Source organism: Kitasatospora sp. CB01950 (assembly GCF_001905465.1).
Classification (GTDB): Bacteria; Actinomycetota; Actinomycetes; order Streptomycetales; family Streptomycetaceae; genus Kitasatospora.
The window spans coordinates 230,076-252,670 of the sequence record NZ_LISX01000003.1; the positions used below are offsets into that span (position 1 = coordinate 230,076).

The window sequence follows — 22,595 nt, forward strand, 5'->3', positions numbered from 1 at the left end:
CGTTCCCTCGTCGACATCGACCGCTGGTGGCCCCTGGGCGCGGGCTCGGGTCAGTTCCGCGGGACGAGGGTGTTCTCGTTGGTGCGGCCGGCGGCGAAGTCGTCGATGTTGCGGAGGGTGGCGTCGATGATCTGGCCGACGGCGGTGTGGGTGAAGTAGGCCTGGTGGCTGGTGACGAGGACCTGGGGGAAGGTGATGAGGCGGGCGAGGGTGTCGTCGGTGATGCCCTGGATGGAGCGGTCGGTGAAGAAGACGCCGGTCTCCTCCTCGTAGACGTCGAGGCCGACGCCGGCCAGGCGGCCCGCGCGCAGGGTCTCGACCAGGGCGGCGCTGTCGAGGAGGCCGCCGCGGCTGGAGTTGACGAGGATGGCGTCGTCCTTCATCCGGGCCAGCGCGGCCGCGTCGATGATGTGGTGGGTGGCCGGGAGGAGGGGGACGTGGAGGCTGATCAGGTCGGCGCGGGTGAGGAGTTCGGGCAGTTCGGTGTACGCCATGCCGAGGTCGACGCAGGCGGGGTTGGGCGCGATGTCCCAGCCGAGCAGGTGGGTGCCGAAGCCGGCGGCGATGCGGGCGAAGCACTCGCCGATCTTGCCGGTGCCGATGACGCCGACGGTCATGCCGTGGATGTCGCGGCCGAGGAGCCCGTCGAGGCGGAAGTCGAACTCGCGGGAGCGGTTGGCGGCGCGGCTGAGGCGGCGGTTGACGGCGAGGGCGAGCGCCCAGGCGTGCTCGGCGACCGCGTACGGGCTGTAGTGGGAGACCCGGGCGATGGTGAGGCCGAGTTCGGCGGCGGCGTCCAGGTCGATGTTGTTGAAGCCGGTGGCGCGTTGGGCGACGACCCGGGTGCCGCCGGCGGCGAGGACGGCGAGGGTCGGGGCGTCCAGGACGTCGTTGACGCTGCTGCTGACGGCCGGGTAGCCGGCGGCGAGCGGGGCGGTGTCGCGGTTGAGGAATACGGCGAGGGTGCGCAGCGGGTGCCGGCCCGCGAAGGCCTTCTCCAGGAGCGGCTGTTCGTCTGCTTGGACGCCGTACGCGAGGATCTCCATGCGGCGAAGGCTAACCCCCGGGGTGCGCGTGGTGGGCCACGACGCGCCCCGGGGGCGGGAGTTGACGGACCGTCAGATGACGGTCTCGGCCTCCAGGTAGCGGTCCGAGGGGACGGTCTTCAGTTCGGCGACGGCCTCGCCCAGCGGCACCAGGCGGATGTCGGTGCCCTGCAGCGCGGTGATGTGGCCGAACGCGCCGCGGTGCGCGGCCTCCACGGCGTGCCAGCCGAAGCGGGTGGCCAGCACCCGGTCGTAGGCGGTCGGGGTGCCGCCGCGCTGGGTGTGGCCGAGGATGACCGGGCGGGCCTCCTTGCCGAGGCGGTGCTCCAGCTCGCGGGAGAGCTGGGTGGCGATGCCGGTGAACCGCTCGTGGCCGTACATGTCCTTGGTGCCCTCCTCCCACACCATGGTGCCGGGCTCGGGCTTGGCGCCCTCGGCGCACACCACGATCGCGAACTTCTTCTGACGGTCGAAGCGCTCGCGCACCACGTCCGTCAACTTGTCGATGTGGAACGGCCGTTCGGGGACGACGATGGCGTGCGCGCCGGCCGCCATGCCCGCGTTCAGGGCGATCCAGCCGGTGTGGCGGCCCATCACCTCGACGACCATCACGCGCTGGTGGGACTCGGCGGTGGTCTTCAGCCGGTCCAGCGCCTCGGTGGCCACCGACACCGCGGTGTCGAAGCCGAAGGTGACGTCGGTGCAGGCGATGTCGTTGTCGATGGTCTTCGGCACGCCGACCACGGGCAGGCCCGCGTCGCTCATCAGCTTCGCGGCCTTCAGGGTTCCCTCGCCGCCGATCGGGATGACCGCGTCGATGCCGAGGTCCGCGCAGTACTTCTTGGCGCGCTCGACACCGTCGCGCAGGTGGCTCGGCTGGACCCGGGAGGAACCCAGGATCGTGCCGCCCTGGGCGAGGATGCCGCTCACCGAGTCGAGCGTCAGCGGGCGGTGCACGCCCTCCAGAAGACCGCGCCAGCCATCTTCGAAGCCGATGATCTCGTCGCCGTGGTCGACCACCCCCCGGTGGACCACGGAACGGATGACGGCGTTCAGGCCGGGGCAGTCACCGCCGCTGGTCAGGACACCAATACGCATTGCTTTGCCAACTCCCGAGCAGGATTCGGACGGCCGGACTGGTGGTTGAGAAACGGACATAGTGCCCGAATCGGACCTGCTGCACAGCATACGGTTCCTGCGTCCGGCCGGGCCGAAACCGACGCGGGGGCGGCTTCCTCGACGCACCTCACGTAACTGCGACCCGACCGCCGAGGAGGGTGTTGCGCCCGGGTCTCCTGATTCATTCTGCTATGAAGTTGTTCCGCGGCGGACGGCTGACCACATGGCGGTCAGCCGTCCACCAGGCAAAGGGCGAACGTCACGCCGGGCGGGCCGCAGCGGCGATCCGCTCGGTGCGCAGCGCGTCGAACCAGGTGGTGTCGGCCGGCGGCAGCGCGTTCACGTCCAGCGCCAGCTTGATCAGCATGTCGGCGACGGCGGGGTTGCGGGCCATCACCGGACCGTGCAGGTAGGTGCCGAACACGGTGTCGCGCCACGCGCCCTCGGTGCCGTCGCCGGTGCCGTTGCCCCGGCCGACCTGCACCGTGGCGAACGGCTTCACGCCCTCGCCGAGGTGCGTGACGCCCTGGTGGTTCTCGAAACCGGTCAGCTGCGGCAGACCCAGCTGCGGGTCGACCTCCGCCAGCACGTCGCCGACGCAGCGCGCGCCCTCGCCACGGGCCGTCCACACGTCCAGCAGGCCGAGGCCCGCCTCGCGCTCGCCCAGGTCGTTGATGAACTCGTGGCCGAGGATCTGGAAACCCGCACAGACCGAGAAGATGATCGCACCGTTCTCGGCCGCCCGGACCAGCCCGCCGTCGTTGCGCAGCCGCTCCGCCGCCAGCCGCTGCGGACGGTCCTCACCGCCGCCGATCAGGTAGATGTCGCCACTGGTCGGCACCGACTGGTCGGAGCGCACGTCGATCCGCGTCACTCCGAGACCGCGCTGCTGCGCCCGGCGCTCCACCACCAGCGCATTGCCGCGGTCGCCGTACGTGGACAGCAGGTCCGGGTACACCCAGACCACCCGCAGGCTGCTCTCGCTCATCCTCGAAGACCTCCCGAACTGCGGCGCCGCCTCCGGCGCACCGCCCCCGTACTGCTGCTGCGGCTCGTCGAACCCGCGCCGCCGCCCGGTGAACTGCTGCTCGCCGTACTGCTGCTGGGGCTCCGCGAAGGACTGCTCGGCGTACTGCTGCCCGCCGTACTGCGACTGCTCGGCGTACTGCTGCTGCTCGGCGTACGGCTGTTCACCGTACGACTGCTCGCCGTAGTGCTGCTGCTGCTCGCCGTACTGGGCCTGCCCGTACTGCTGCTGCTGGTGCTGCTGCTGGTCGTCGAACTGCTGCCCGGCGTACGGCTGCTGGCCGTGCGACTGGAAGTGCTGGTCGCTCATCAGGCCACCACGGCCTTGCGCAGCTGCTGGAACGCCGTGTAGTTGGCGATCGCCTCGATGCGGCCCTCGGGCGCGGCGTCCACCGCCTGCGCCAGCGAGTCGACGACCTGGAACTGCAGGCCGGCGACCTCCAGGCGGACCGCCAGGTCGAGCTTGCGCTGACCCATCACGAAGATCGGGTGACCGGACAGGCGCTCGTAGTCGACGTCCCACAGCCAGGAGGTGTCGGTGCCGTCGGCGTCCATCGCGTTCACCGACAGGAGCACCGGCGCCGGCGGGCCGTCGATCAGCGAGAAGGTCTCCAGCCAGCCGGCCGGGTTCTTCGCCAGCAGCAGCCGGATGTCGCGGCCGCGGTACTGCACCACGTCGTAGCGGCCCGCCACCGCGGCCACCGACTGCATGCGCTGCAGCGCGACCTGCGGGGCCACGCCGAACACCGCGGCCACGGCGGCCGAGCTGGTCGCGTTGGCCAGGTTGGCGCGGCCCGGCAGCTGGAGCTGGATCGGCCAGGCACCGCGGTGCGGGTCGATCACGTGGGTGCCCTGGAGCGCCCAGTGCGGGTTCGGGCGGCGGAAACCGCACTCGCCGCAGAACCAGTCGTCGCCCGGACGCTGCATCACACCGCCGCACGACGGGCACGACCAGGCGTCCTCCTTCCACGCCTGCCCGGCGGCCACCCAGACCACCTTCTTGCAGGACGAGGCGGCCCAGGTCACCAGCGGGTCGTCCGCGTTGGCGATGATCACGGCCTCGGTGTCCTTCAGGCCCTCGCGCCACTTCTCGGCCATCATGCGGGTCTCGGCGGCCCGGTCGAGCTGGTCACGGGAGAGGTTCAGCAGCGCTATGGCCTTCGGCCGGGTGTCCCGGGCGACCATCGGCAGGTACTTCTCGTCCACCTCGATGACGCCGAACTTGGCGTCGGTGCCGCCCGCGAGCGCCGCCGTGATACCGGCCGGCATGTTCGCGCCCAGCGCATTGGAGACCACCGGGCCGGCCGCGCGCAGGGCCTCGGCGATCAGCCGGGTCGTGGTGGTCTTGCCGTTGGTGGCGCTGACCAGGACCACGTCCAGGTGCTCGGCGAGGGTCTTCAGCAGATCGGGGTCGAGCTTGAGCGCGACCTTGCCGCCGATCACCGACCCGCTGCCGCGACCGGCCTTCTGGGACAGCGCGGCCGCCATCTTGCCGGCCGTCACGGCGATCTTTGCGCGGGCGGGCAGCGAGGCGTCGCGCGCGGCTTCCGAATCGGTGCCTGGCATGCTCAGGGGTTCCTCCTTGCTGCGGCACCGCCCGGGCCGTTCAGACGGTCCCCGGGCGGCAGGGACGGACTCAGCCTACCGACTCCCGCCCGCACACTTGAGCAGGGGCAACTTACCGGCCCGCGCCGCCCCCGGACAGGGCCGCGCCGCAACGGGCCCGGAAGCGGATCAAGGAGATCCGCCGCCGGGCCGACCGGAGGTCAGCGGGCCGCCCACGGGGCGGGCAGTTTCTCCGCCGCCTCCGCCAGGTGCGCGGTGATCACCAGGGTGCCCTCCTCCACCTGGTAGTCCAGCGGCGCCGACAGCCGCCGCATGGTCGAGATCAGCCCCGTGTTCGCCGCCGTGGTCACCGCGTACACCGTGCCCACGCCCGACTCCAGCGCCAGCGCCGCCATCCGCCGCACCAGGTCCACGCCCAGGCCGCGGCGCTGCCACGCGTCCTCGACCAGCAACGCGATCTCCGCGCCCTCGTCGTCCCACATCAGGTGCGACAGTGCCACCAGCCGGCCCTGCGCGGTCTCCACCGCCAGGGTCTGCCCGTGCCGCGGGTCCAGCAGGTGGTTCAGGTAGCGGTCGGCGTCCTTCACCGGGCCGTGGTAGCGCCGCCGCAACGACTCCGGCGAGCACCGCGCGTGCATCGCCACCGCCGCCTCCCGGTCGGCCGGCGTGGCCCGCCGCACCGTCAGGTCGTCGCCCGCCGGGCGGCTGATCCGCGCCGCCACCTGCGGCACCCGGGGCCCCAGCACGGTGTCCAGCTCCACCAGCGTCCGCGCCCGGGCGAACTCGGTCGGCGTGAACGGCAGGTTCGGCCGGGACAGCTCCAGCAGGTCCCCGTTCGGCAACGGCAGGCGCATCACGTGCCCGTCCACACCGGGCTGCACCGCCGCGCCCCGCCCCGGGAACTGCCGGATCGCCGCCCGCCCGAACAACTGCCGCAGCGCCACCGGCAGCTCCGCCGCGTCCAACGCCGTGCGCGTCGCCAGCGCCAGCACCTGCCGGGGCACGTCCACCAGCTCGTGCGCGTCCGCACGGTCCGACCAGATGTCCCAGCCGCCGCCCGCCGCGACCGCCGCCGCCAGCTCGGCCCTGGTCAGCGCGGCCGGCGCACGGACGATGAACTCGTCCACCGTGCAGTCCGGCAGCGGGTGCGCCTGCATCGAGACGATGTTCACCCGCCGCTCCGCCAGCGCCCCGCACACCCGGGCCAGACTGCCCGGCGCGTCCGCGACGCTGGTCCGCAGCCGCCACAACGCGGTCTGCTCCTCCGCGGACGTCACCTCGGACTCCCCGCCCGGCGGCCCGAGGGCCTCCGGGCCGGGCGGGTGCCGGTGCGCCAGCCGGACGCGGAACAGCACCGCGGCGAGCAGCGCCCCGGCGGAGGCGAACAGCAGCACCGGCCCGTCGTGGCCGTGCACCACGACGTTCGCGACCAGGTCGGCGGCCGCGACGGCGCTGAACACCGCCGCGAGCTCGACCGCCTCCCGACGCCAACGGTGCTGTCGCTTTGCGTTTCTGTGGGTGTACGCCGTGTCATCCATGCCTGAATGGTGGCGCTCCGCTGTTTCACGATCACGAACCCCCCGTGACCCGCCGGTTAATGTCTGCGCGGGCCCCCGTCGGATCGGCGCTGATCCGCTCCCGCGATCATTCTGACGTCCGGCCCCGGTCCAGGAGTTCCGCACCGGCCGATTTCACCTCGTCCAGCAGCAGCCGCAGATCCGCGTCCGTGGTCGACGCGTTCAGCAGACACGCCCGCAGCATCTCCTGCCCGCGGTACACCGCGCCCGTCACGAACACCCGGCCGCGCTGCTGGATCGCCACCGGCAGAAGGGAGTTGAGCTCCTGCGTGCGCGCCTCGTCGACACCTGCCGGGCGGTACCGGAACGCGACGATCGACGTCTCCACCGGCGCGAGCAACTCCAACTCCGGGTCCTGCTCGACCCACTCGCCCAGCCGCCGGGCCTGGCCCGTGCAGTGCGCGATGTCCCGGGCCACGCCCGAACGGCCGCGGTGCGCGATCGACGCCCACACCTTCAGCGAACGGAACGGGCGGGTCTGCTCCGTCCCGTACTCCGAGAACCACCCGAGACCGCCCGCGTCCTCGTCCCGCAGGTACGACGGCACCAGGCTGAACGTCCCCCGGAGCTCCTGCGCGTCGCGCACCAGCGCACAGCCGCAGTCCACCGGCACGCCCAGCCACTTGTGCGGGTCCAGCGCGAGGGAGTCGGCGCGCTCCAGGCCCCGGTAGCGGTGCGCGATCGTCCCGTCCAGCACGCCGAACGCGCCGTACGCGCCGTCGATGTGGAGCCAGAGGCCCTCGCGGGCCGCGAGATCGGCGATCGGCTCGAACGGGTCGACCGCGCCGGTGCCGACCGTTCCCGCGGACGCCACCACCAGGAAGGGGAGACGGCCGGCGGCGCGGTCCTCGGCGACGGCGGCTTCCAGGCTGTCCAGACGCAGATGGCCCTCCGCGTCGGCCGCCACGACCCGCAGGTGCTTCGAGCCCAGCCCGAGCAACTCGGCGGCCTTGCGGACGCAGCTGTGCGCCTCGCCCGTGACATACCCCACCAGCGGCGGCATCCCCGCGAGACCGTCCTCGCGGACGTCCCACCCCGCGGCGCGGGCGGCGCGGTTGCGGGCCGCGGCCAGGCAGACGATGGTCGCCATCGACGTCCCGGAGGTCAGCAGACCGCCGCCGGCCGGGTGCGGGAAGCCCACCAGCTCGGCCATCCACCGGACCACCGCCCGCTCCAGATGCACATCGGCGTGGTCGCCGCCGGCGGAGCTGGGGTTCATCGCGGACGCGGCGAGAGTCGCCAGGACGCCCGCGGGCTGCGGCGAGGAGTTCACCCACCCGAAGAACCGCGGGTTCCCGTTGCCCATCGGGTGCGGCATGATCCGCTGCTCGACGGTCTTCAGCAGCTCGTCGAAGCCCGCGCCGTCCTCCGGCAGTTCCAACTCCAGCAACGCGGAGCGCTCCGCCGGATCCATCGGCTGCCACACCGGGCGCGAGGGCAGCGCGTCGAGATAGTCCGCCACCAGCTGCGCGGCCGCGTGAGCGGCACTTCGGAAGTCGTCGTTCATGGGAGGGAAGGGTAGAACAGCGGGGTGCGAGAGCCTGCGGGCGCGGCCGGGGCAGGGCCGTTCCGGCGCCGGTCCGCACGTGCCACTCACCACCGCACCCCGGAGGTCGACCTGCTCGCGCTCGGCGCAGGAACAGCGAATCCCCCGGCGAAGACGTCGGGGGATCAACTGATCTGTGGAGTGCGCAGGTTGGGCTCAGGCGTCGCCGAACTTCCCGTTTCCCGCCGCTTCCGCGAAGGCGGCCCAGGCGGAAGGGGAGAAGCTGAGCGCGGGTCCGTCCGGGTCCTTGCTGTCCCGGACGAGCAGCGTGGCATGAGAGGACACAAAGTCGGTGCTGATCTCAACGCACTGGCCTTGGCCATTGGAGTAGCTGGCCTTGAACCAAGTTGCACTGGCTCGGTCAATCTGCGGCGTGGCGGACATGTTGACGAGACCCTTCCGAACAGTGTGGATCAGTGCGATTGACTCATCCGGGGCAAGCGCTTCTGCCTGTAGACGATGGTAGTCCGTCAGCCATGCTGCCACCGTTGCGCTTTCGCGCTGAACGTACCCACGGTGGTGCGTCTCGGTGTATCCGACCGTCTCCCGGGTGGGCAGAGTCAACAGAGTCACGGACTGCGTGAACGGTCGGGTCCCGGCCCGGTCGAAGGGCAGCACTTGAAGGGTCACGTTCGGCCGTCGCGCCAACTCCACCAGCCAGCCCAGCTGTTCGGCAGTCACGCTCGGGGAGCCGATCACACTTCGAACGCAGCTCTCGTCCAGGATGAGCCGAAGGCGCGGGGGGTTCGGCCCCCGAAGGGGGGCCTGGCGGTCCATGAGGGCTTGGACGCGAGCGTCCGCCTGGGCCTGGGTGATCGACCCGCGCTCCACGTAGCCGGCCTGCAGAGCGGTGGCGAACCGGCGCGTTTGGGCGATGCCCGGAGGTAGCCCAACCTCCCACTGACACAGCTCCACTGTGGTGAGCTCAAGAGCCCGGTACTCGTCGAAGCCTTCGATGAACGCGCTGTGGGTGAGCATCCACCAGGTGCCTTCAAGTGCGCCGCCCGCTCCGAGCGCGTGATCGACCGCACGAACGAACTCAACGGGTGGCAGACGAAGACCGTTTTCGATCATAGAGACGTAGGCGCCGGTGTACCCGGCGGCCGCGCCCAGGTCCTTCTGTCGCATCGCTGCCCGTTCCCGCAGCTCGCGGAGTTGCCACCCGAAGGCCTTGAGCGGAGATGACGACGGATCAAGTGTATTGCGTCGCACGGGTGTTCCACCTCTGATTAACAGAAGCAAGTGTTGATTTGCATTGCTGGAGATCCTACGTGCCCGGGCCGATGCTGGTGACACACCGACGACCGGACGGAGCAGACGGTGATCACCATGCGTGCGCCCCAACTCCCGCTCGTCCCCAACCTGGCGATGCGGGAGCTGCGCGGCAACCTCTCGCCGAGGGAGTTCGCCACGAAGATTCGCAGGGCCGCCAAGGAGATCGGTGAGCACGTGTCGTGCGACGCGCGCTACGTCGGGCGGGTGGAGGCAGGCGAGATCCGCTGCCCCAACTACGCCTACCGGCGGGTGTTTCGGCACATGTGGCCGGAGAAGTCGCTGGCGGATCTGGGGTTCGCCCCGCGCCGGGCGCTCCGCCACGCTCGGCTCTCTGTGTCGGCAACCCACTTGCTCGTCCGAGGAGTTGGAGTCGCGGTGACCGACGCCACGGGGCGGGGCTTCGCCCTGTTCGAGGTGGAGCCCGACGCGCCGCAGTCCAGCAGCGGGCCCCCGGACGCACGGATCGTGCTCGTGCAGGACGAGCGGTCGGAGCGCTGGGACCTTCCCGGGGCCTCCTGGGCCACGGACATGGGCGAGCACCCCGCCGCGATCACCACCCGGCACGTCAAGGACCGGCTGGGAATCGGGCTGCCTGTCTCCCCGACCCTGCTCGACGTCGGCCCGATGGTGCCGGGAGGCATGGCGCTGGTCTTCGACGGTGGCACCATCAGGCCCGTCGACGCGCTCCTGATGCGGCCCCTGTCCGACGGTGAGTACAGCGCGGTGCGGGTGGCGCGGACGAGCGAGCTGCCCGAGATGGACATGGACCAGCACGTGACGTCGCGCATCCTCCGGGCGCTGGCGAACAAGCACACAGGATGCGGTATCCCGCCTCCCGTGAAGTGACTTCCGTCGTGACCTACCCGATTGCCAACTGCGCTGCGGCCCGGTTCACAGGCGGTTCGGTGACCGGGTCGGACGGTCGGGCGGCGAAGATCGTGGAAGCCGTGGTGTCGGGCCGACCCCCGCGGCCCAAAGCGTTTCAGTCCAGGGTGCTGGAAAGGCCGCCCGCGGAGCGGCAGTAGCCCTGGATCTCCTTGTCGGTGATCCTGCTGCACAGGCGGCCGGCCGCGCCGTTGTCCGTGTAGTTGACGGTGTAGTAGCTCATCAGGCCCTCCGCGCAGGCCTTGCGCTGCCAGGCGTCCTTCGCGGTGGCGCACTGCTGGGCCGCCCAGTCCTCGCGGTCGAGGTTGTACTTCATGGTGCGCGAGCCCACGCCGCGGGAGCAGTCGTTCTCGCCGCCGGAGGGCTTCGCGTTCAGGCACCACTGGAGGGCCTGGGCGAACACCTCGGGGTGGTTGGCGTAGTCGTGCGAGGAGAGGAAGTACGTGGGGGCGTAGAAGAAGCAGGCCGACTGGTAGAGCGCGGGCTGCTCGGGGCAGGGGTACAGCGGGTCGGCGGCGAGCTTGTCCGCGGGGAGGTTCGCCTTGGCCTTCTCGTCCTCCTCGTCGGGGGCGAAGAGTTGCATGAAGACGCCCTCGGAGCAGGTGATGCGGCGGCTCTCGGAGGGGAACTTGTTGCACAGGTCGCGGGCGGCGGGGATGTCCTGCTTGGTGACGAACATGATGCCGTGGCCGACGCCGTGGATGCAGGGTCCCTTGTTGGACGGTGCGCACAGGGTGAGGATGTCGTGCTGCGGGTCCTGGGAGTTGGCGAGCATCTCCTCGACCGCGCCGTGCAGGTAGCCGGCCGCGCAGGTCTCGTGGGGGAAGGAGATGACCTTCTGGAAGTCCTGGTGGTAGCGCTGGACGGCGGCGTGGCCGAGCTCGTGCGCGATCGGGTGGCAGAACCGCACGGTGTACGGCTTGTCCTTGGTGATCTTGTCGAGGTCGGCGAGGGCGACGCCGGGGTCGCCGGCGTCCATCTCGGCCATCAGCTTGTTGCGGAGCGTGGAGCGGGTCCACACCGCCGGGTCGCCGGTGGGCGAGGGGGACGCCGCGCCGGGGGCGGGGTCGGTGCGGCCGACCTGGCCGGCGGGGGAGACGGCGGCGGTGGCTGGCTTGGGCGTCCAGTCGGTGACCAGGACCGACCCGAGGCCGAGCGCGGCCAGCAGGACGGCGGTGACGACGGCGAACACACGCGGTTGCATGACGGACAGTCCCCCAGTGATCGACACGGACAGTACGCGGCCCATCCTGCGGCGTGACCACCGGAAACCCCCGCCCGGACACCGCCGACGGATGCAAGCACCGGGCCACCATCACCCGAACACCGACCGCGCACCGTCCTTCAACGACGGCCTCGCTCCCGTGGGTGCGCCCCGCTCACCCGTTCGGCCGTCCCTCATGCACTACGCGTCGCGGAGCCCATCGGTTGCGCCCGAATGCTGCCGGCGATTCGCCGACGGCCCGCGGCCGTCGATGAGCACCACGGACGCCCAGACGGGAGGCTCAATGTGCGCATGGGCCAGGTCCCCCTGACGTCGAATCGGGAAATCGAACGTGTTCAGACGCGGGCTATGGGGCAGTCGCGGGGGGCGGTGTCCAGGCCGGTCGCAGGAAGCGGGCGATGTCGGTGGATTCGGCGGCGATGCCCGGGGCGAGACCGGGTGCGGCCGTCGGGTCGAACAGGGTGACGTCGGCGTGGTCGCGACGCCAGGACCAGGTGCCGCAGGCGAGGCCGTCGGTGAGGACGGCGGCGCGGATCAGGCCGCCGCCCGGGCGGACCTGCTTCTGGTGTGCGGCGGGCACGGAGAGGGCCGAAGTGCGGTGGGCGACAAGGTAGTTGTCGTACATCGGGAGCAGCCGGACCTCGGGCGCGGGGCCCGGGGCGGCGTCGATTTCGTCGGCGCGGTCGGCGGGCAGGGCGCAGTCCTGGTCCTGTACGCGGACGGGGAGCAGGTCGAGGGAGTGCCAGGCGCGGCGGGCTGCGGAGGCGGGCAGACCGGACCAGCCCGCGAAGTCCTCGAGGGTGGCGGGGCCGTGGGCGCGCAGGTAGCGGCGGGCCAGGGCGGTGACGGCGGCGTCGCCGGTGGGGCCGTCGCCGGGGGCGTCGGGCAGCCAGTCGGCGAGCAGGACGTAGGTGGCGTCGCCGTCCCGGTCGGGGCCGAAGCAGATCCGGCCGCGCAGGGCGGTCCGGCGGATCAGGTGGAACGGCGCCTGGCCGTCCGCCGGGAGGCCGGCGTCGGCGAGGCGATGGGTCAACTCGGCCCGGGTGCAGGGGCCTTGGGCGGCCAGGGCGTCGGTGATCACCGTCTCGGCGCGGTCGCAGAGGCTCTCGTCGAGGCCGAGTTCGCGGTGGCGGCGGGCGCTCAGGCGCAGGACGTGCGGCCCGAGCAGGTCGAGCAGCCAGTGCAGGTCGGCGGTGGTGACGGTGTGCAGGGTGCCGCGCAGGAACCAGCCGCGGACCAGGGTGCGGTCGACCTCCAGGGCGCGCCGGAGGTCCGCCGCGGTGAGGGCGTGGGTGCGGACACGGATGCCCAGGGCCCCGGCGCGGGCGTCCTGGGCCTGGATGCCGACGACCCGTTCGACGGTCTCGGCGGCGGAGGAGAAGGGGCGGCCGAGGCCCTGTCCCTCGGTGCGCAGGGCCCTCACCCGGTCGTCGTCCAGCTCCAGTGCACGCATGCGCTCACCGTACCGTGACGGCTTTGGCGCGCAGTCCTGCCCGAAATCGGGCAGGATCTTTGGCAAATGGACACTTCCCGCCTAGGCTCCCCGACCGTGCCTGTCTCACCGCACCCTCATGAGGACCTGCTCGCCCATCTCGCCCGGACCACTGCGCTGGCCCCCGCGGAGGCGGCGCGGGTCGTCGCGGAGGTGCTGGCGTACTTCTCCGAGAGCACGGAGGAGTACGTGCGCCGCCGCCACGGTGAGCTCCAGGCCAGGGGCCTGACCAACGATCGGATCTTCGCCCGCCTCGGTGCGGAGCTGGCCGCCCGCCGGGTGGCCGCGCCGGAGCTGTCGGTGCGGCAGCTGCGGCGGATGGTCTACGGCTGATCGGGCCCCGCGTCCACCTGACAAACCCTCGAACACCAGGAGTCCACGCCCATGTGCGGAATCGTGGCCTACATCGGCCCCAAGGACGCGTCCCCGTTCCTGCTGGAAGGCCTGCAGCGACTGGAGTACCGGGGATACGACTCGGCGGGCGTGGCGGTGGTAGCCCCCGCCACCAAGTCCGTCCCGGCGAAGCTGAAGGTGTGCAAGGTCAAGGGCCGGGTCGCGGACCTGGCGGCGGCGCTGCCGGCCCGGTTCAAGGGCGGCGTCGGCATCGGCCACACCCGGTGGGCGACCCACGGCGTCCCGTCCGACGAGAACGCGCACCCGCACACCGACAACGACGGCCGGATCGCGGTGGTGCACAACGGCATCATCGAGAACGCCGACGAGCTGCGCGCCAAGCTGACGGCAGACGGCGCGGTGTTCCGCTCGGAGACCGACACCGAGGTGCTGGCCCACCTGATCGCCGCGCACCGCGCGGACGGCGGCGAGCTGGAGGACGCGGTGCGGGCCGCGCTGAAGCTGGTCGTCGGCACGTACGGCATCGCGGTGCTGGACGCCGAGCAGGCCGACCGGATCGTGGTGGCCCGCAACGGCAGCCCGATCGTGCTCGGCATCGGCGAGAAGGAGATGTTCGCGGCGTCCGACGTGTCCGCGCTGGTCCGCTACACCCGGCAGGTGGTGCACCTGGAGGACGGCGAGCTGGCGACGGTCCGCGCCGACGGCTTCCGGACGTTCACCGAGGACGCCCGGACCGTCACCCGGCAGCCGTCCACCGTCGACTGGGAGATCGGCTCGTACGACACCGGCGGGTACGCGCACTACCTGCTGAAGGAGATCCACGAGCAGCCCGGCGCCGTCGAGCGCACCCTGTCCGGCCGGCTCGACGAGCGGTTCGCCACCGCGCACCTGGGCGGGCTCAACCTGGACGCCCGGGAGCTGCGGGAGATCCGCCGGGTGAAGATCCTCGGCTGCGGGTCGGCGTACTACGCGGGCGAGATGGGCGCGCAGCTGATCGAGGAGCTGGCCCGGATTCCCGCGCACTCCGAGCCCGCCTCCGAGTTCCGCTACCGCAACCCGGTGATCGAGGCCGACACCCTGTACGTGGCGGTCAGCCAGTCCGGCGAGACCTACGACACGCTCGCCGCCGTGCAGGAGATCAAGCGCAAGGGCGGGCGGGTGCTGGGCGTGGTCAACACCGTCGGCTCGGCGATCGCCCGCGAGTGCGACGGCGGCATCTACCTGCACGCCGGCCCGGAGATCTCGGTCGCCTCCACCAAGGCGTTCACCTCCACGGTGATCGCCTTCGCCCTGCTGGCGCTGCACTTCGGTCGGATCCACGACCTGTCGCCCGCCGACGGCCGGCGGATCGTGGGCGCGCTGAAGGCGCTGCCCGAGCAGATCCGCGAGGTCCTGGGGCAGGAGAAGGCGATCGAGGCGCTCGCCGCCGAGTACGCCGACAGCCAGGGCATGATGTTCATCGGCCGGGTGCGCGGCTACCCCGTGGCCCGGGAGGGCGCGCAGAAGCTCAAGGAGATCTCCTACGTGCACGCCGAGGCGTACCCCGCCTCCGAGTTGAAGCACGGACCGCTGGCGCTGATCAGCCCCGAGCTGCCGACCGTCGCGCTGGTGCCGGACGACGAACTGCTCGACAAGAACCTGACCGCGCTCGGCGAGATCAAGGCCCGCTCCGGGCGCGTGCTGGCCGTCGCGCACCGCCGGATCGAGGCGCGGCTCGCGGACCACTGCGTGGTGGTCCCGAAGAGCGAGCCGGAACTCGACCCGCTGCTGCTCAACATCCCGCTCCAACTGCTCGCCTACCACGCGGCCGTGGCCCTCGGCCGGGACGTGGACAAGCCGCGCAACCTGGCCAAGAGCGTGACGGTGGAGTGACGTTCCTGCTCCGAAACGGCGGTGGCGGGTGCGTGTTCGCACCCGCCACCGTTCGTCCGACACGGAGGTCTCAGGAGGTCAGGGGCTGACCGCGAGGACCAGGTAGGCGCCCAGGATCGCCAGGTGGACGCCGCCCTGGAGCGGGGTGGCGCGCTTGGGGATGACGGTCAGGGTGCCGACCGCGACCGTCAGGGCCAGCAGGATCATGTGATTGGCGCCGAGGCCGAGTTCGAGCGGACCGCTCAACCAGGTCGAGGCCACCGCGACCGCCGGGATGGTCAGGCCGATCGAGGCCAGCGCCGAACCGAGCGCCAGGTTGAGGCTGATCTGCACCCGGTTGCGGACCGCCGCCCGGACGGCCGCGATCGACTCCGGCAGCAGCACCATCAGCGCGATCACCACGCCGACCACCGCGTTCGGCAGCCCCGCCGACGCCACCCCGCGCTCGATCGTCGGCGACACGCCCTTGGCCAGGCCGACCACCGAGACCAGGGCGACCGACAGCAGGCCGACGCTGATCAGCGTCTGCCTGCGGGACGGCGGCTCGGCGTGCTCGTCCATCGAGTCGATCACCTCGCCCGCCGGCGTCACCGGCAGGAAGTAGTCGCGGTGCCGGATCGTCAGGGTCGACACGAACAGGCCGTAGATGACGATCGACGCCGTCGCCGCGAACACCAGCTGGGTGGGGGAGAACTGCGGGCCCGGCGTCGAGGTGGTGAACGTCGGAAGCACCAGGCTCAGCGTCGCCAGCGTCGCGATCGCGCCGAACGCCGCGCCGGTGCCCTCCGCGTTGAACACCGCCTCCCGGTACTTCAACGCGCCGACCAGGATCGACAGGCCGAGGATGCCGTTGCAGGTGATCATCACGGCGGCGAACACCGTGTCCCGGGCCAGACCCGCGCTCTTGTCGCCGCCGTCCGCCATCAGCGTCACGATCAGCGCCACCTCGATGATGGTGACCGCGACCGCCAGCACCAGTGAGCCGTACGGCTCGCCGACCCGGTGCGCGATCAGCTCCGCGTGGTGCACGGCCGCCACCACCGACACCGCCAGGAAGACCGCCACCAACGCCACCACCGGCCACGGGAGTTCTCGGTGCCAGGTCGCCAGGAGCAGCAGGAACGCCATCACCGGGGCGATGGTCGTCCACTGCAGATAGTGCGGTCGCGAGGGAGAAGCCATACGGCTGAGCTTCGCAGATGGCACCGGCCCGGCCCGGAAGTGACACTCGTGGCGGCGGTCACGATGGACGTTGACGAACAGTGAGGAGCGGCGGAATGTTCTGCGGACGTCGGACGGTGCTGGCGGCGGCCCTCGGACTCGCGGCGGGGTGCGCGCGCTCCGGGCCGCCCACGTCCGTCGCGCCTGCGCTGGTGCCGCCCTCGCCGTCGCAGTCTCCCTCGCCGTCCCCCTCGCCGTCGCTGTCGCCGTCTCCCTCGCTGTCGTCGTCCGTTGCCGCGCCCAGTCGGGAGGAGGTGATCGCGCGGTACGCCGGGCAGCGGCCCACCCGGTGGGGGACGGACCTGCCCGGGGTGGTGGCCGAGGTGCCGGACGGGGCGCTGGCATTGACCTTCGACGCGTGCGGCGGGCCCGGCGGGGACGGCTACGACGCGGCGCTGATCGACACGCTGCGCCGGCACCGGGTGCCCGCCACGCTGTTCCTGAACGCCCGGTGGATCGACGCCAACCCCGGGCCGTTCGGCGACCTGGCCGCCGACCCGCTGTTCGAACTCGGCAACCACGGCACCGCGCACCGCCCGCTGTCCGTCACCGGCCGCTCGGCGTACGGCATCGCCGGCACCGCGGACGCCGCGGCCGCCTACGGGGAGGTGGCGGACAACGCGGCGAAACTGTCCGCCCTGCTCGGCCGGCCGCCGCGCTGGTTCCGCTCCGGGACGGCGCACTACGACGAGGTCGCGGTGCGGATCGTCGGCGAACTCGGCGAGCGGGTGGCCGGGTTCGCGGTCAACGGCGACGGCGGGGCGACGTTCACCGCCGAGCAGGTGGCCCGGACGGTCGGCGCGGCCCCGCCCGGGGCGGTGGTGATCAGTCACTTCAACCACCCCGACGCGGGCACCGGACGCGGCTACGCGCAGGCGCTGCCCCGACTGCTGGACGCGGGGCGGCGGTTCGTCCGCCTGTCGGACTGACGGGCAGCCAGGTCGAATGCTCCTCCGGTGCGTCCGGTGCGTCCGGTGCGTCCAGGCGGCGCAGGCCGCGCACCCGCGAGCAGAGCAGCACCACCGGGGCCACCGCCGTCAGCGCGCAGGCCGCCCAGAGGGCCGTGCGGGTGCCGCAGAGCGAGGCGGCGGCCAACGCCCCGACCAGCAGACCGCGTTCGCCGCCCACCAGGCCATCCCGTTCCCGCTGCTCTCCGACGCCGCGCTGCGCCTCACCGGCGCGCTGCGCCTGCCCACCTTCCGGGCGGGCGGCGCCGAACGGCTCAAGCGCGTCACCCTGCTGCTCGACGCCACCCGCACGGTGCGCGGCGTGCTGTACCCCGTACCCGACCCGGGCGGCTCGGTGCAGGACGCGCTCGCGCTCATCGACGCGGCCGGTTCAGGCCGGTGATCTTCGCGCCCGGTCGTACACCAGGACGGAGGTGACGGCGGCCAGCGCGCACCAGGTGGAGATGAACGCCAGCCGCCACAGCAGGCCGCAGACGAGCGCGCCCGCGCCGAGGACCACGCCGAGGCGGCGCAGCAGGCGGTCGCCCGAGCAGAGCAGCGCGCCCACCGTGGCGATCAGGTAGCCCGCCAGCAGTAGGCCGGCGGCCGGGACGCCGACCGCGTACTGGAGGGTGTGGCCGTGCGGGTGCGCCGCCGCCGGGTGCCGGGCGAGGGCGACGGCCAAGGGGACGGCGACCGCCGCGCCGAGCGCGGTGAACCAGGCCGCCGAGCGGCGGCCGGTCGCGCACCACACCGCGGCCGGCACGTACACCGGTAGCAGCGGCAGCGCGATCACCGCCCACACCGTGCGGGCCCACGCCCAGCCCGACCAGACGCCCGCCTCCGCCAGCTGGTGCAGGCCCAGCAGCAACGGCATTGCGGCGAGCGGGAGTTGGCGGGGAGCCCTGGTGCGCAGCAGGGTGGCGACGCCGACCGCCGAGACGGCGGCGCCGACGAGCAGATCGGCCCCGGCGCTCCAGCACACCCCGCCAGCGTACTGACCGGCCCCCGCGATCAGTACGACTGAAGCTCGATCAGCGTGCCCTGCGGGTCGCGCAGATGGGCGCTGCGCAGCGTCGGCCCCCACGCGGGCCGGTCGGTCGGCGGCAGCACGGGCGTCCCGCCGTGGGCCAGGCAGAGCGCGTACGCGGCGTCCACGTCGGCGACCCGGCAGACGAACATGCCGGTGTCGGCCGGGGCCGCGTCGGCGGGCGCCGGGGCGGTGCCGAGGGTGGCGGCCATCGCCGCCCGGTCGAACAGAACCAGGACCGCCTGGTCGCCCAAGTCCCAGTTGGCGTACGGGCCTTGTGCCGTGCCCTTGACCAGGTGCGCGCCGAGCAGCGCGGGCAGGACGGCGTCGTAGAAGGCGAAGCAGGCGGCGAAGTCGGCGACCAGCAGACGGGGGTGGAGCGCGTCCATCGACAATCCTCCGGAACTGGGGAGCGGGTCCGCCCCCACTATGCCGACCGCAGGTGCGGGGGTTGACCGCCGGGTCGGGGCCGGCGGCTCAGGGGTTGCGGCGGAGGGACTTTCGCGGGCCGCGCACGAGGACGCGGCCGAAGCGCTTCTCGCCGGTCAGCGACACGTGCAGGGTGGTCGGTCCGGCGGGGGCCTGGGCCCGGTTCTTCACGCGGCTGTGCTCCAGCATCAGGGCGTCGGTGTCGACCACCGTGCCCGGGCCGACGATCAGGGTCAGGTTCTTGCCCCGCATGTCGATGTCGATCTCCAGGGTGCCCCGGGTGATCACGGCCTGGGTGAGGTCGAGCGTCACGCTGCACCACTCCAGGTCGAGTTCCAGGCGGCGCGGCACCACCCAGCGGCCCTCCCGCTTGACCGCGCTCCACTTCTGCTCGATCCGCAGGACGTCCTTGGCCTCCGCGACCACCCCGTCGCCGGAGAGCGAGACGCTCGGCAGGTCCGCGGTGAGCTCGGCCAGTTCGCGGACGGTGCGCGCCGAGAGGGCGACCTCCAAGCGCTGGTCCAGTTCGTCCGACGTGAGCCGGCCGTCGCCCGCCGCGACGCGCAGGATGTCGGCCGTCCGGTCCCGGTCCGCGTGGGAGGCCCGGAGTTCGGGGTGGGTGCCGAGGCCGGAGGGCTTCCCGGCGGGCGAGATCTCTCCTGGCATGGGTTCCCGTTCTGAGCGTGGTGAAGGGCCGCCGGTGAAGGGGGCGGCGACGAGAACTTACGATATATCGCGATAGGTGTTCTCGCCAAGGGCGGTCGACGGTCGGGCCGTGGCCCGGCGAGGTTCCCGAACGGCCGAACTCCGCGTTCTGGACGCGGAGTTCGGCGGCGGTGCGGATGGCGGACACGGGTACGGCAGGGTCAGGCGGTGGTGATCACCTGGAGGATCGGCGGGTAGGCCGTGTTCTCCCGGCTGTTGAGGTTCACGGCCAGGCCCACGCGGCCGGCGGGCTGGCCGATGGTCAGGGTCAGGGCCGGGTCGGCGGTCACGGCGGCGGTGACGTCCAGGGCGATCCAGTCGGCGGCCGTGGAGATCCGGCCGGTGCCGAGCGCGGCGGCCGGGGCCGGGCAGCGGTTCCACGTCGCCGCTGTCTCCTGCCAGCCGCCGGGTGCGGTGGCGAATGCCTGGAGGTCCGTCTCGGTGCCGCCCGAGTCGGCGACGACGCCGCGCACCCAGAGCACCGCGCGGCGCACCGTGCCCGGCACCTGCGAGGTGTCGAAGGCGAGGAGGGCGCGGCGGGAGAAACCGGAGGCCGTGGTGTCGGTGTTCTTCACCGTCAGCACGTTCGCCGTCCCGTAGTTGGCGTCGCCGTACGAGCCGTCCCGGACGTAGGTGTCCTGCACCGGGGCGAGCAGGGCGGCGTTCGCCGCCGCCGCCGCGCCGGAGGTGCGCAGCGTCACCGTGCGGCTCGCGCCCTGGGTGCCGCCGAGCTCCGCCAGCAGTTGCACCGCCGGGCCCGTCGACAGCACCGTGACGCCCGTGGCCGGGTCCGCCGAGACGTAGCCCGGCCGGGCCACCGTCACCTGCACCGCGGCGACCGTGCGGGACGGGTCCGCCACCGAGACGCTCAGCGTGCCGCCCGACTCGCGGACCAGCACCGAGCACGGCGCCGAGACGGTGATCGGGCCGGCGCTGCCCGCCGTGAAGAAGTTCGCCGCCGTCACGCCCGAGGCGGAGTCCGAAACCGCCTGAACGGAGGACGAGTTGGCCAGCACGGTGACGGTCGGGGACGCCGCCCGGGCCGCTGTCGCCGCCGCGTCCGCGCCCGGCAGCAGCAGGTACGCGTAGCCGGCGTTCGACGGGTCGGCGCCGTGGTCGAACCAGAGCGTCAGGTAGCGGCGGGTCAGCGCCTCCGAGCTGCCGCCGGAGTTGATGTCGTGCCAACTGCCGGTGCGGGCCTCGCGCTTGGCCTGCACGGTCGCGCCGCCCGGGAAGACGTAGCCGCCGAAGCCCGCGATCGTCATCGACTTCGCGCCCGTGAACCGCTGCGACCAGCCGAGGGCGGTCGGTTGGGCCGTCCCGTCCACGGTGAACGCGTGCGTGCCGGACGCGCCGAGGTTGCGGTTCTCGACCACGGTCTCGACCGGCACGCCGTCGGTGCAGCTGATGCCCGCGCCCAGGCAGACCACCGAATCGTCCAGCAGGAACCAGGACTTCCAGCCCGAGAGCGTCGACGACAGCCCGCGCACCGCCTGCCCCACCGCCGCGTACGTGCCGTCGCTCGCACCGCCCGCCCACCCGCTGTCCGGGCGCGCCGCGCCCCACGCGCCGCCGGCCGCGTCCGCGAGCTTCTTCGTCGAGACGGTCGTCCCCGGCAGGCGGTACGGGTCGACGGTCGGCCAGAACGCGTCGGCGTACTGGCCGTTGCCGGTCGTCGCGTTCCACCAGGCGAGGAGCCCGTTGTTGGTGTGCCAGCCGCGCACGTTCTCGCCGTTGCCGGTCTCGTAGAACGTCGTGCGCGCCGAGCACATCGACAACGAGACCGCCCAGTCGGCGCGCCGCGCCACCGCCCGGTCCATCGCGAACACCCGCGTGCCCACCGGCTCCGCGGCCGGTGCGACCGAGCCGTCCGCGACGAGGGCCTGGGCGCGGGCCAGTTCGGGGACGTCGACGGCCGCGTCCGAGAGGTACGGGCGGTAGTAGTCGCGGGCGATCCAGCCCTTCACGGCCGCCCGCCAGCGCGCGGACCGGTCGGCCGGGGCCGCGCCCGAGTTCGCCAGTCGGAGGATGTGGCCGATGATCGTGTGGCCCCGGCCGTGGTCGTCCTGCTGGAGGTGCAGGAGATCGGAGGACTGGAGGCCCCGGCTGCTGGCCCGGCCGACGACCGAGTCCATCACGAGGCCGTTGAAGAGGAACGGCGCGTAGGCCGAATCCACCGCGTCGAAGACGTTCTGGCGCTGCGGGTCGGTGACCTCCCAGGTCGAGCCGGCGAGCAGGGCGAACAGGCGGCTCAGGCCGCTGAGCAGAACCTCGCCGTAGGACCCGGTGTACGGGACCCAGGTGTGCTGGACGAACGAGCCGTCCGGGTACAGGCCGTCCCCGGTCAGCACGTACGGGAAGACCGGGGACAGTGCGGCGGAGGCGGTGGCGAGCTTCGCGGCGCTCCTGCCGACGACGCCGCGCAGGGCGAGGACGCGGCAGAGGTCGACGCGGTTGGCGCCGGTGCTCGTGCCCGAGTAGGCGGAGACCTTGGAGTCGGGGACGGCGTGGTCGACGGCCGCGCAGTAGGCGGTGAGCCGGTCGGTGGTGAGCCGGGGTGCGAGGAGGACGCAGGTGTCGAGCAGCGCCTGCGGCGAACCGATCTGCCAGTCCCACCAGTTGTCGTAGGCCGTCGCGGTGGCGGTGTACGCGGAGGCGCAGAGCTGGTCGAGGCCCGCGGCGACGGCCGCCGCGAGAGTCGCGTCACCGGTCAGGCCGGTGCCCGGCTGGGCCCAGGCGAGGGCCATGGTGCGGAGGCGGACGAAACTGCCGGTGATGTTCGCGGAGACGGAGCCCAGGGGGAGGTCCGGCCAGAGGGAGCCGGCGGTCGGCGCCATCGCCTGCTGCTGGGTGCGGGCGCGGTCACCGAGGGCGCGCAGCGCGGCGGCGAACGGGTCGGCGGCCGGGTCGAACCCGGTGCCGGTGAGGAGCGCGAGCCAGCGCAGGCGGAGGGTCTCGTACGGGTCGGCGGTCGCGGCGCCCGCGGCGGTGGCGGTGGCGGGGCCGGCGACGGCGAGGGTGAGGGCACCGGCGGTGCCGGCCTGGAGCAGGGTGCGACGGGAGAGGGCAGGCAGGGGCACGACGCCTCCGGGAGGGGGTGGGAAAGCGCTTTCCGGCTGCCCGACGGTAAGCGCTTTCCCGCTGGGGCGTCAACGGTTCGGGAGGGCATTGGGTAAGCGCTTTCCACACCCCCGGCGTGCAGGTTTCCGGGCCGGCCCGGCGGGGCAGGACGGGCGCGTCCCGCCAGGGGCCGGCTCCGGGCGGGCGAGTGGAGCCTCCC

18 protein-coding genes and 1 pseudogene are annotated in these 22,595 nt (G+C 72.6%); 5 read left to right on the forward strand and 14 right to left on the reverse strand.

Annotation, left to right across the window (positions count from 1 at the left end):
• Positions 1-50 precede the first annotated feature (50 nt).
• From AMK19_RS09685 to AMK19_RS09715, 7 genes are all read right to left on the reverse strand, one after another.
• Positions 51-1,046: a 2-hydroxyacid dehydrogenase gene (locus tag AMK19_RS09685; RefSeq protein ID WP_073810113.1), complete on the reverse strand. Its 996-nt coding sequence runs from the start codon at positions 1,044-1,046 to the stop codon at positions 51-53.
• 72 nt (positions 1,047-1,118) lie between these two features.
• Positions 1,119-2,144: a 6-phosphofructokinase gene (locus AMK19_RS09690; RefSeq protein ID WP_073810114.1), complete on the reverse strand. Its 1,026-nt coding sequence runs from the start codon at positions 2,142-2,144 to the stop codon at positions 1,119-1,121.
• A 280-nt stretch (positions 2,145-2,424) separates the two neighbouring features.
• Positions 2,425-3,153 carry a type 1 glutamine amidotransferase gene (locus tag AMK19_RS09695; protein WP_073810828.1) on the reverse strand — a complete coding sequence of 243 codons (729 nt, stop codon included), beginning with the start codon at positions 3,151-3,153 and terminating at the stop codon, positions 2,425-2,427.
• A 347-nt stretch (positions 3,154-3,500) separates the two neighbouring features.
• Positions 3,501-4,757 carry a Mur ligase family protein gene (locus AMK19_RS09700; RefSeq protein ID WP_073810116.1) on the reverse strand — a complete coding sequence of 419 codons (1,257 nt, stop codon included), beginning with the start codon at positions 4,755-4,757 and terminating at the stop codon, positions 3,501-3,503.
• Between the two features lie 200 nt (positions 4,758-4,957).
• The gene (locus tag AMK19_RS09705) at positions 4,958-6,295 is read right to left on the reverse strand and encodes a GNAT family N-acetyltransferase (protein ID WP_073810117.1); all 1,338 of its coding nucleotides are present in this window, start codon (positions 6,293-6,295) and stop codon (positions 4,958-4,960) included.
• Between the two features lie 106 nt (positions 6,296-6,401).
• A complete protein-coding gene (locus AMK19_RS09710) occupies positions 6,402-7,841 on the reverse strand; it encodes a pyridoxal phosphate-dependent decarboxylase family protein (protein ID WP_073810119.1) in 1,440 nt (479 codons plus the stop codon).
• Between the two features lie 195 nt (positions 7,842-8,036).
• The gene (locus tag AMK19_RS09715) at positions 8,037-9,092 is read right to left on the reverse strand and encodes a Scr1 family TA system antitoxin-like transcriptional regulator (protein WP_073810120.1); all 1,056 of its coding nucleotides are present in this window, start codon (positions 9,090-9,092) and stop codon (positions 8,037-8,039) included.
• 117 nt (positions 9,093-9,209) lie between these two features.
• Between AMK19_RS09715 and AMK19_RS09720 the strand changes: the two are divergent.
• A pseudogene (locus tag AMK19_RS09720) lies at positions 9,210-9,473 on the forward strand (tetratricopeptide repeat protein); the annotation flags it as partial.
• A gap of 664 nt (positions 9,474-10,137) precedes the next feature.
• On the opposite strand, the gene AMK19_RS09725 reads toward AMK19_RS09720, so the two are convergent.
• Together AMK19_RS09725 and AMK19_RS09730 are read right to left on the reverse strand one after the other, a co-directional pair.
• Complete coding sequence (locus AMK19_RS09725; RefSeq protein WP_073810122.1) at positions 10,138-11,244, reverse strand: hypothetical protein; 1,107 nt, start codon at positions 11,242-11,244, stop codon at positions 10,138-10,140.
• A 367-nt stretch (positions 11,245-11,611) separates the two neighbouring features.
• Complete coding sequence (locus AMK19_RS09730) at positions 11,612-12,718, reverse strand: winged helix DNA-binding domain-containing protein (protein ID WP_073810123.1); 1,107 nt, start codon at positions 12,716-12,718, stop codon at positions 11,612-11,614.
• A 66-nt stretch (positions 12,719-12,784) separates the two neighbouring features.
• Here AMK19_RS09730 and AMK19_RS09735 point away from each other — a divergent pair, with 66 nt between their 5' ends.
• On the forward strand, positions 12,785-13,090 hold the full coding sequence (locus AMK19_RS09735; protein WP_073810125.1) for a hypothetical protein: 306 nt from the start codon (positions 12,785-12,787) through the stop codon (positions 13,088-13,090).
• Between the two features lie 51 nt (positions 13,091-13,141).
• Positions 13,142-14,983: a glutamine--fructose-6-phosphate transaminase (isomerizing) gene (glmS, locus tag AMK19_RS09740; protein ID WP_073810126.1), complete on the forward strand. Its 1,842-nt coding sequence runs from the start codon at positions 13,142-13,144 to the stop codon at positions 14,981-14,983.
• Positions 14,984-15,061: 78 nt separating this feature from the next.
• On the opposite strand, the gene AMK19_RS09745 is transcribed toward glmS, so the two are convergent.
• Positions 15,062-16,165, reverse strand: a complete 1,104-nt coding sequence (locus tag AMK19_RS09745; protein ID WP_073810128.1) for a calcium:proton antiporter — start codon at positions 16,163-16,165, stop codon at positions 15,062-15,064.
• A 95-nt stretch (positions 16,166-16,260) separates the two neighbouring features.
• Between AMK19_RS09745 and AMK19_RS09750 the strand changes: the two genes are divergently transcribed.
• Positions 16,261-17,133 (forward strand): polysaccharide deacetylase family protein, encoded by an 873-nt coding sequence (locus AMK19_RS09750; RefSeq protein ID WP_073810130.1) that lies wholly within the window; start codon positions 16,261-16,263, stop codon positions 17,131-17,133.
• A gap of 16 nt (positions 17,134-17,149) precedes the next feature.
• Positions 17,150-17,554, forward strand: a complete 405-nt coding sequence (locus AMK19_RS38590) for a hypothetical protein (protein ID WP_443134997.1) — start codon at positions 17,150-17,152, stop codon at positions 17,552-17,554.
• Here the strand turns inward: AMK19_RS38590 and AMK19_RS09760 are convergent.
• The 4 genes from AMK19_RS09760 to AMK19_RS09775 all read right to left on the reverse strand — a co-directional run bounded on the left by AMK19_RS09760 (position 17,543) and on the right by AMK19_RS09775 (position 22,395).
• Positions 17,543-18,136: a DUF6629 family protein gene (locus tag AMK19_RS09760; protein WP_073810131.1), complete on the reverse strand. Its 594-nt coding sequence runs from the start codon at positions 18,134-18,136 to the stop codon at positions 17,543-17,545. The genes AMK19_RS38590 and AMK19_RS09760 overlap by 12 nt on opposite strands.
• Before the next feature lie 29 nt (positions 18,137-18,165).
• Complete coding sequence (locus AMK19_RS09765; RefSeq protein ID WP_073810133.1) at positions 18,166-18,570, reverse strand: VOC family protein; 405 nt, start codon at positions 18,568-18,570, stop codon at positions 18,166-18,168.
• 88 nt (positions 18,571-18,658) lie between these two features.
• Positions 18,659-19,276, reverse strand: a complete 618-nt coding sequence (locus AMK19_RS09770) for a DUF1707 SHOCT-like domain-containing protein (protein ID WP_073810134.1) — start codon at positions 19,274-19,276, stop codon at positions 18,659-18,661.
• A gap of 200 nt (positions 19,277-19,476) precedes the next feature.
• Entirely contained in the window at positions 19,477-22,395 is a 2,919-nt protein-coding gene (locus tag AMK19_RS09775) for a polysaccharide lyase family 8 super-sandwich domain-containing protein (protein WP_073810136.1), read from the reverse strand.
• Positions 22,396-22,595: the final 200 nt, after the last annotated feature.

Excerpts from the sequence above, each read along its gene's own strand:
- AMK19_RS09685 (WP_073810113.1), bottom strand. The coding sequence starts at position 1,046 with ATGGAGATCCTCGCGTACGGCGTCCAAGCAGACGAACAGCCGCTCCTG.
- AMK19_RS09690 (WP_073810114.1), bottom strand. The coding sequence starts at position 2,144 with ATGCGTATTGGTGTCCTGACCAGCGGCGGTGACTGCCCCGGCCTGAAC.
- AMK19_RS09695 (WP_073810828.1), bottom strand. The coding sequence starts at position 3,153 with ATGAGCGAGAGCAGCCTGCGGGTGGTCTGGGTGTACCCGGACCTGCTG.
- AMK19_RS09700 (WP_073810116.1), bottom strand. The coding sequence starts at position 4,757 with ATGCCAGGCACCGATTCGGAAGCCGCGCGCGACGCCTCGCTGCCCGCC.
- AMK19_RS09705 (WP_073810117.1), bottom strand. The coding sequence starts at position 6,295 with ATGGATGACACGGCGTACACCCACAGAAACGCAAAGCGACAGCACCGT.
- AMK19_RS09710 (WP_073810119.1), bottom strand. The coding sequence starts at position 7,841 with ATGAACGACGACTTCCGAAGTGCCGCTCACGCGGCCGCGCAGCTGGTG.
- AMK19_RS09725 (WP_073810122.1), bottom strand. The coding sequence starts at position 11,244 with ATGCAACCGCGTGTGTTCGCCGTCGTCACCGCCGTCCTGCTGGCCGCG.
- AMK19_RS09730 (WP_073810123.1), bottom strand. The coding sequence starts at position 12,718 with ATGCGTGCACTGGAGCTGGACGACGACCGGGTGAGGGCCCTGCGCACC.
- AMK19_RS09735 (WP_073810125.1), top strand. The coding sequence starts at position 12,785 with ATGGACACTTCCCGCCTAGGCTCCCCGACCGTGCCTGTCTCACCGCAC.
- glmS (WP_073810126.1), top strand. The coding sequence starts at position 13,142 with ATGTGCGGAATCGTGGCCTACATCGGCCCCAAGGACGCGTCCCCGTTC.
- AMK19_RS09745 (WP_073810128.1), bottom strand. The coding sequence starts at position 16,165 with ATGGCTTCTCCCTCGCGACCGCACTATCTGCAGTGGACGACCATCGCC.
- AMK19_RS09750 (WP_073810130.1), top strand. The coding sequence starts at position 16,261 with ATGTTCTGCGGACGTCGGACGGTGCTGGCGGCGGCCCTCGGACTCGCG.
- AMK19_RS38590 (WP_443134997.1), top strand. The coding sequence starts at position 17,150 with ATGCTCCTCCGGTGCGTCCGGTGCGTCCGGTGCGTCCAGGCGGCGCAG.
- AMK19_RS09765 (WP_073810133.1), bottom strand. The coding sequence starts at position 18,570 with ATGGACGCGCTCCACCCCCGTCTGCTGGTCGCCGACTTCGCCGCCTGC.
- AMK19_RS09770 (WP_073810134.1), bottom strand. The coding sequence starts at position 19,276 with ATGCCAGGAGAGATCTCGCCCGCCGGGAAGCCCTCCGGCCTCGGCACC.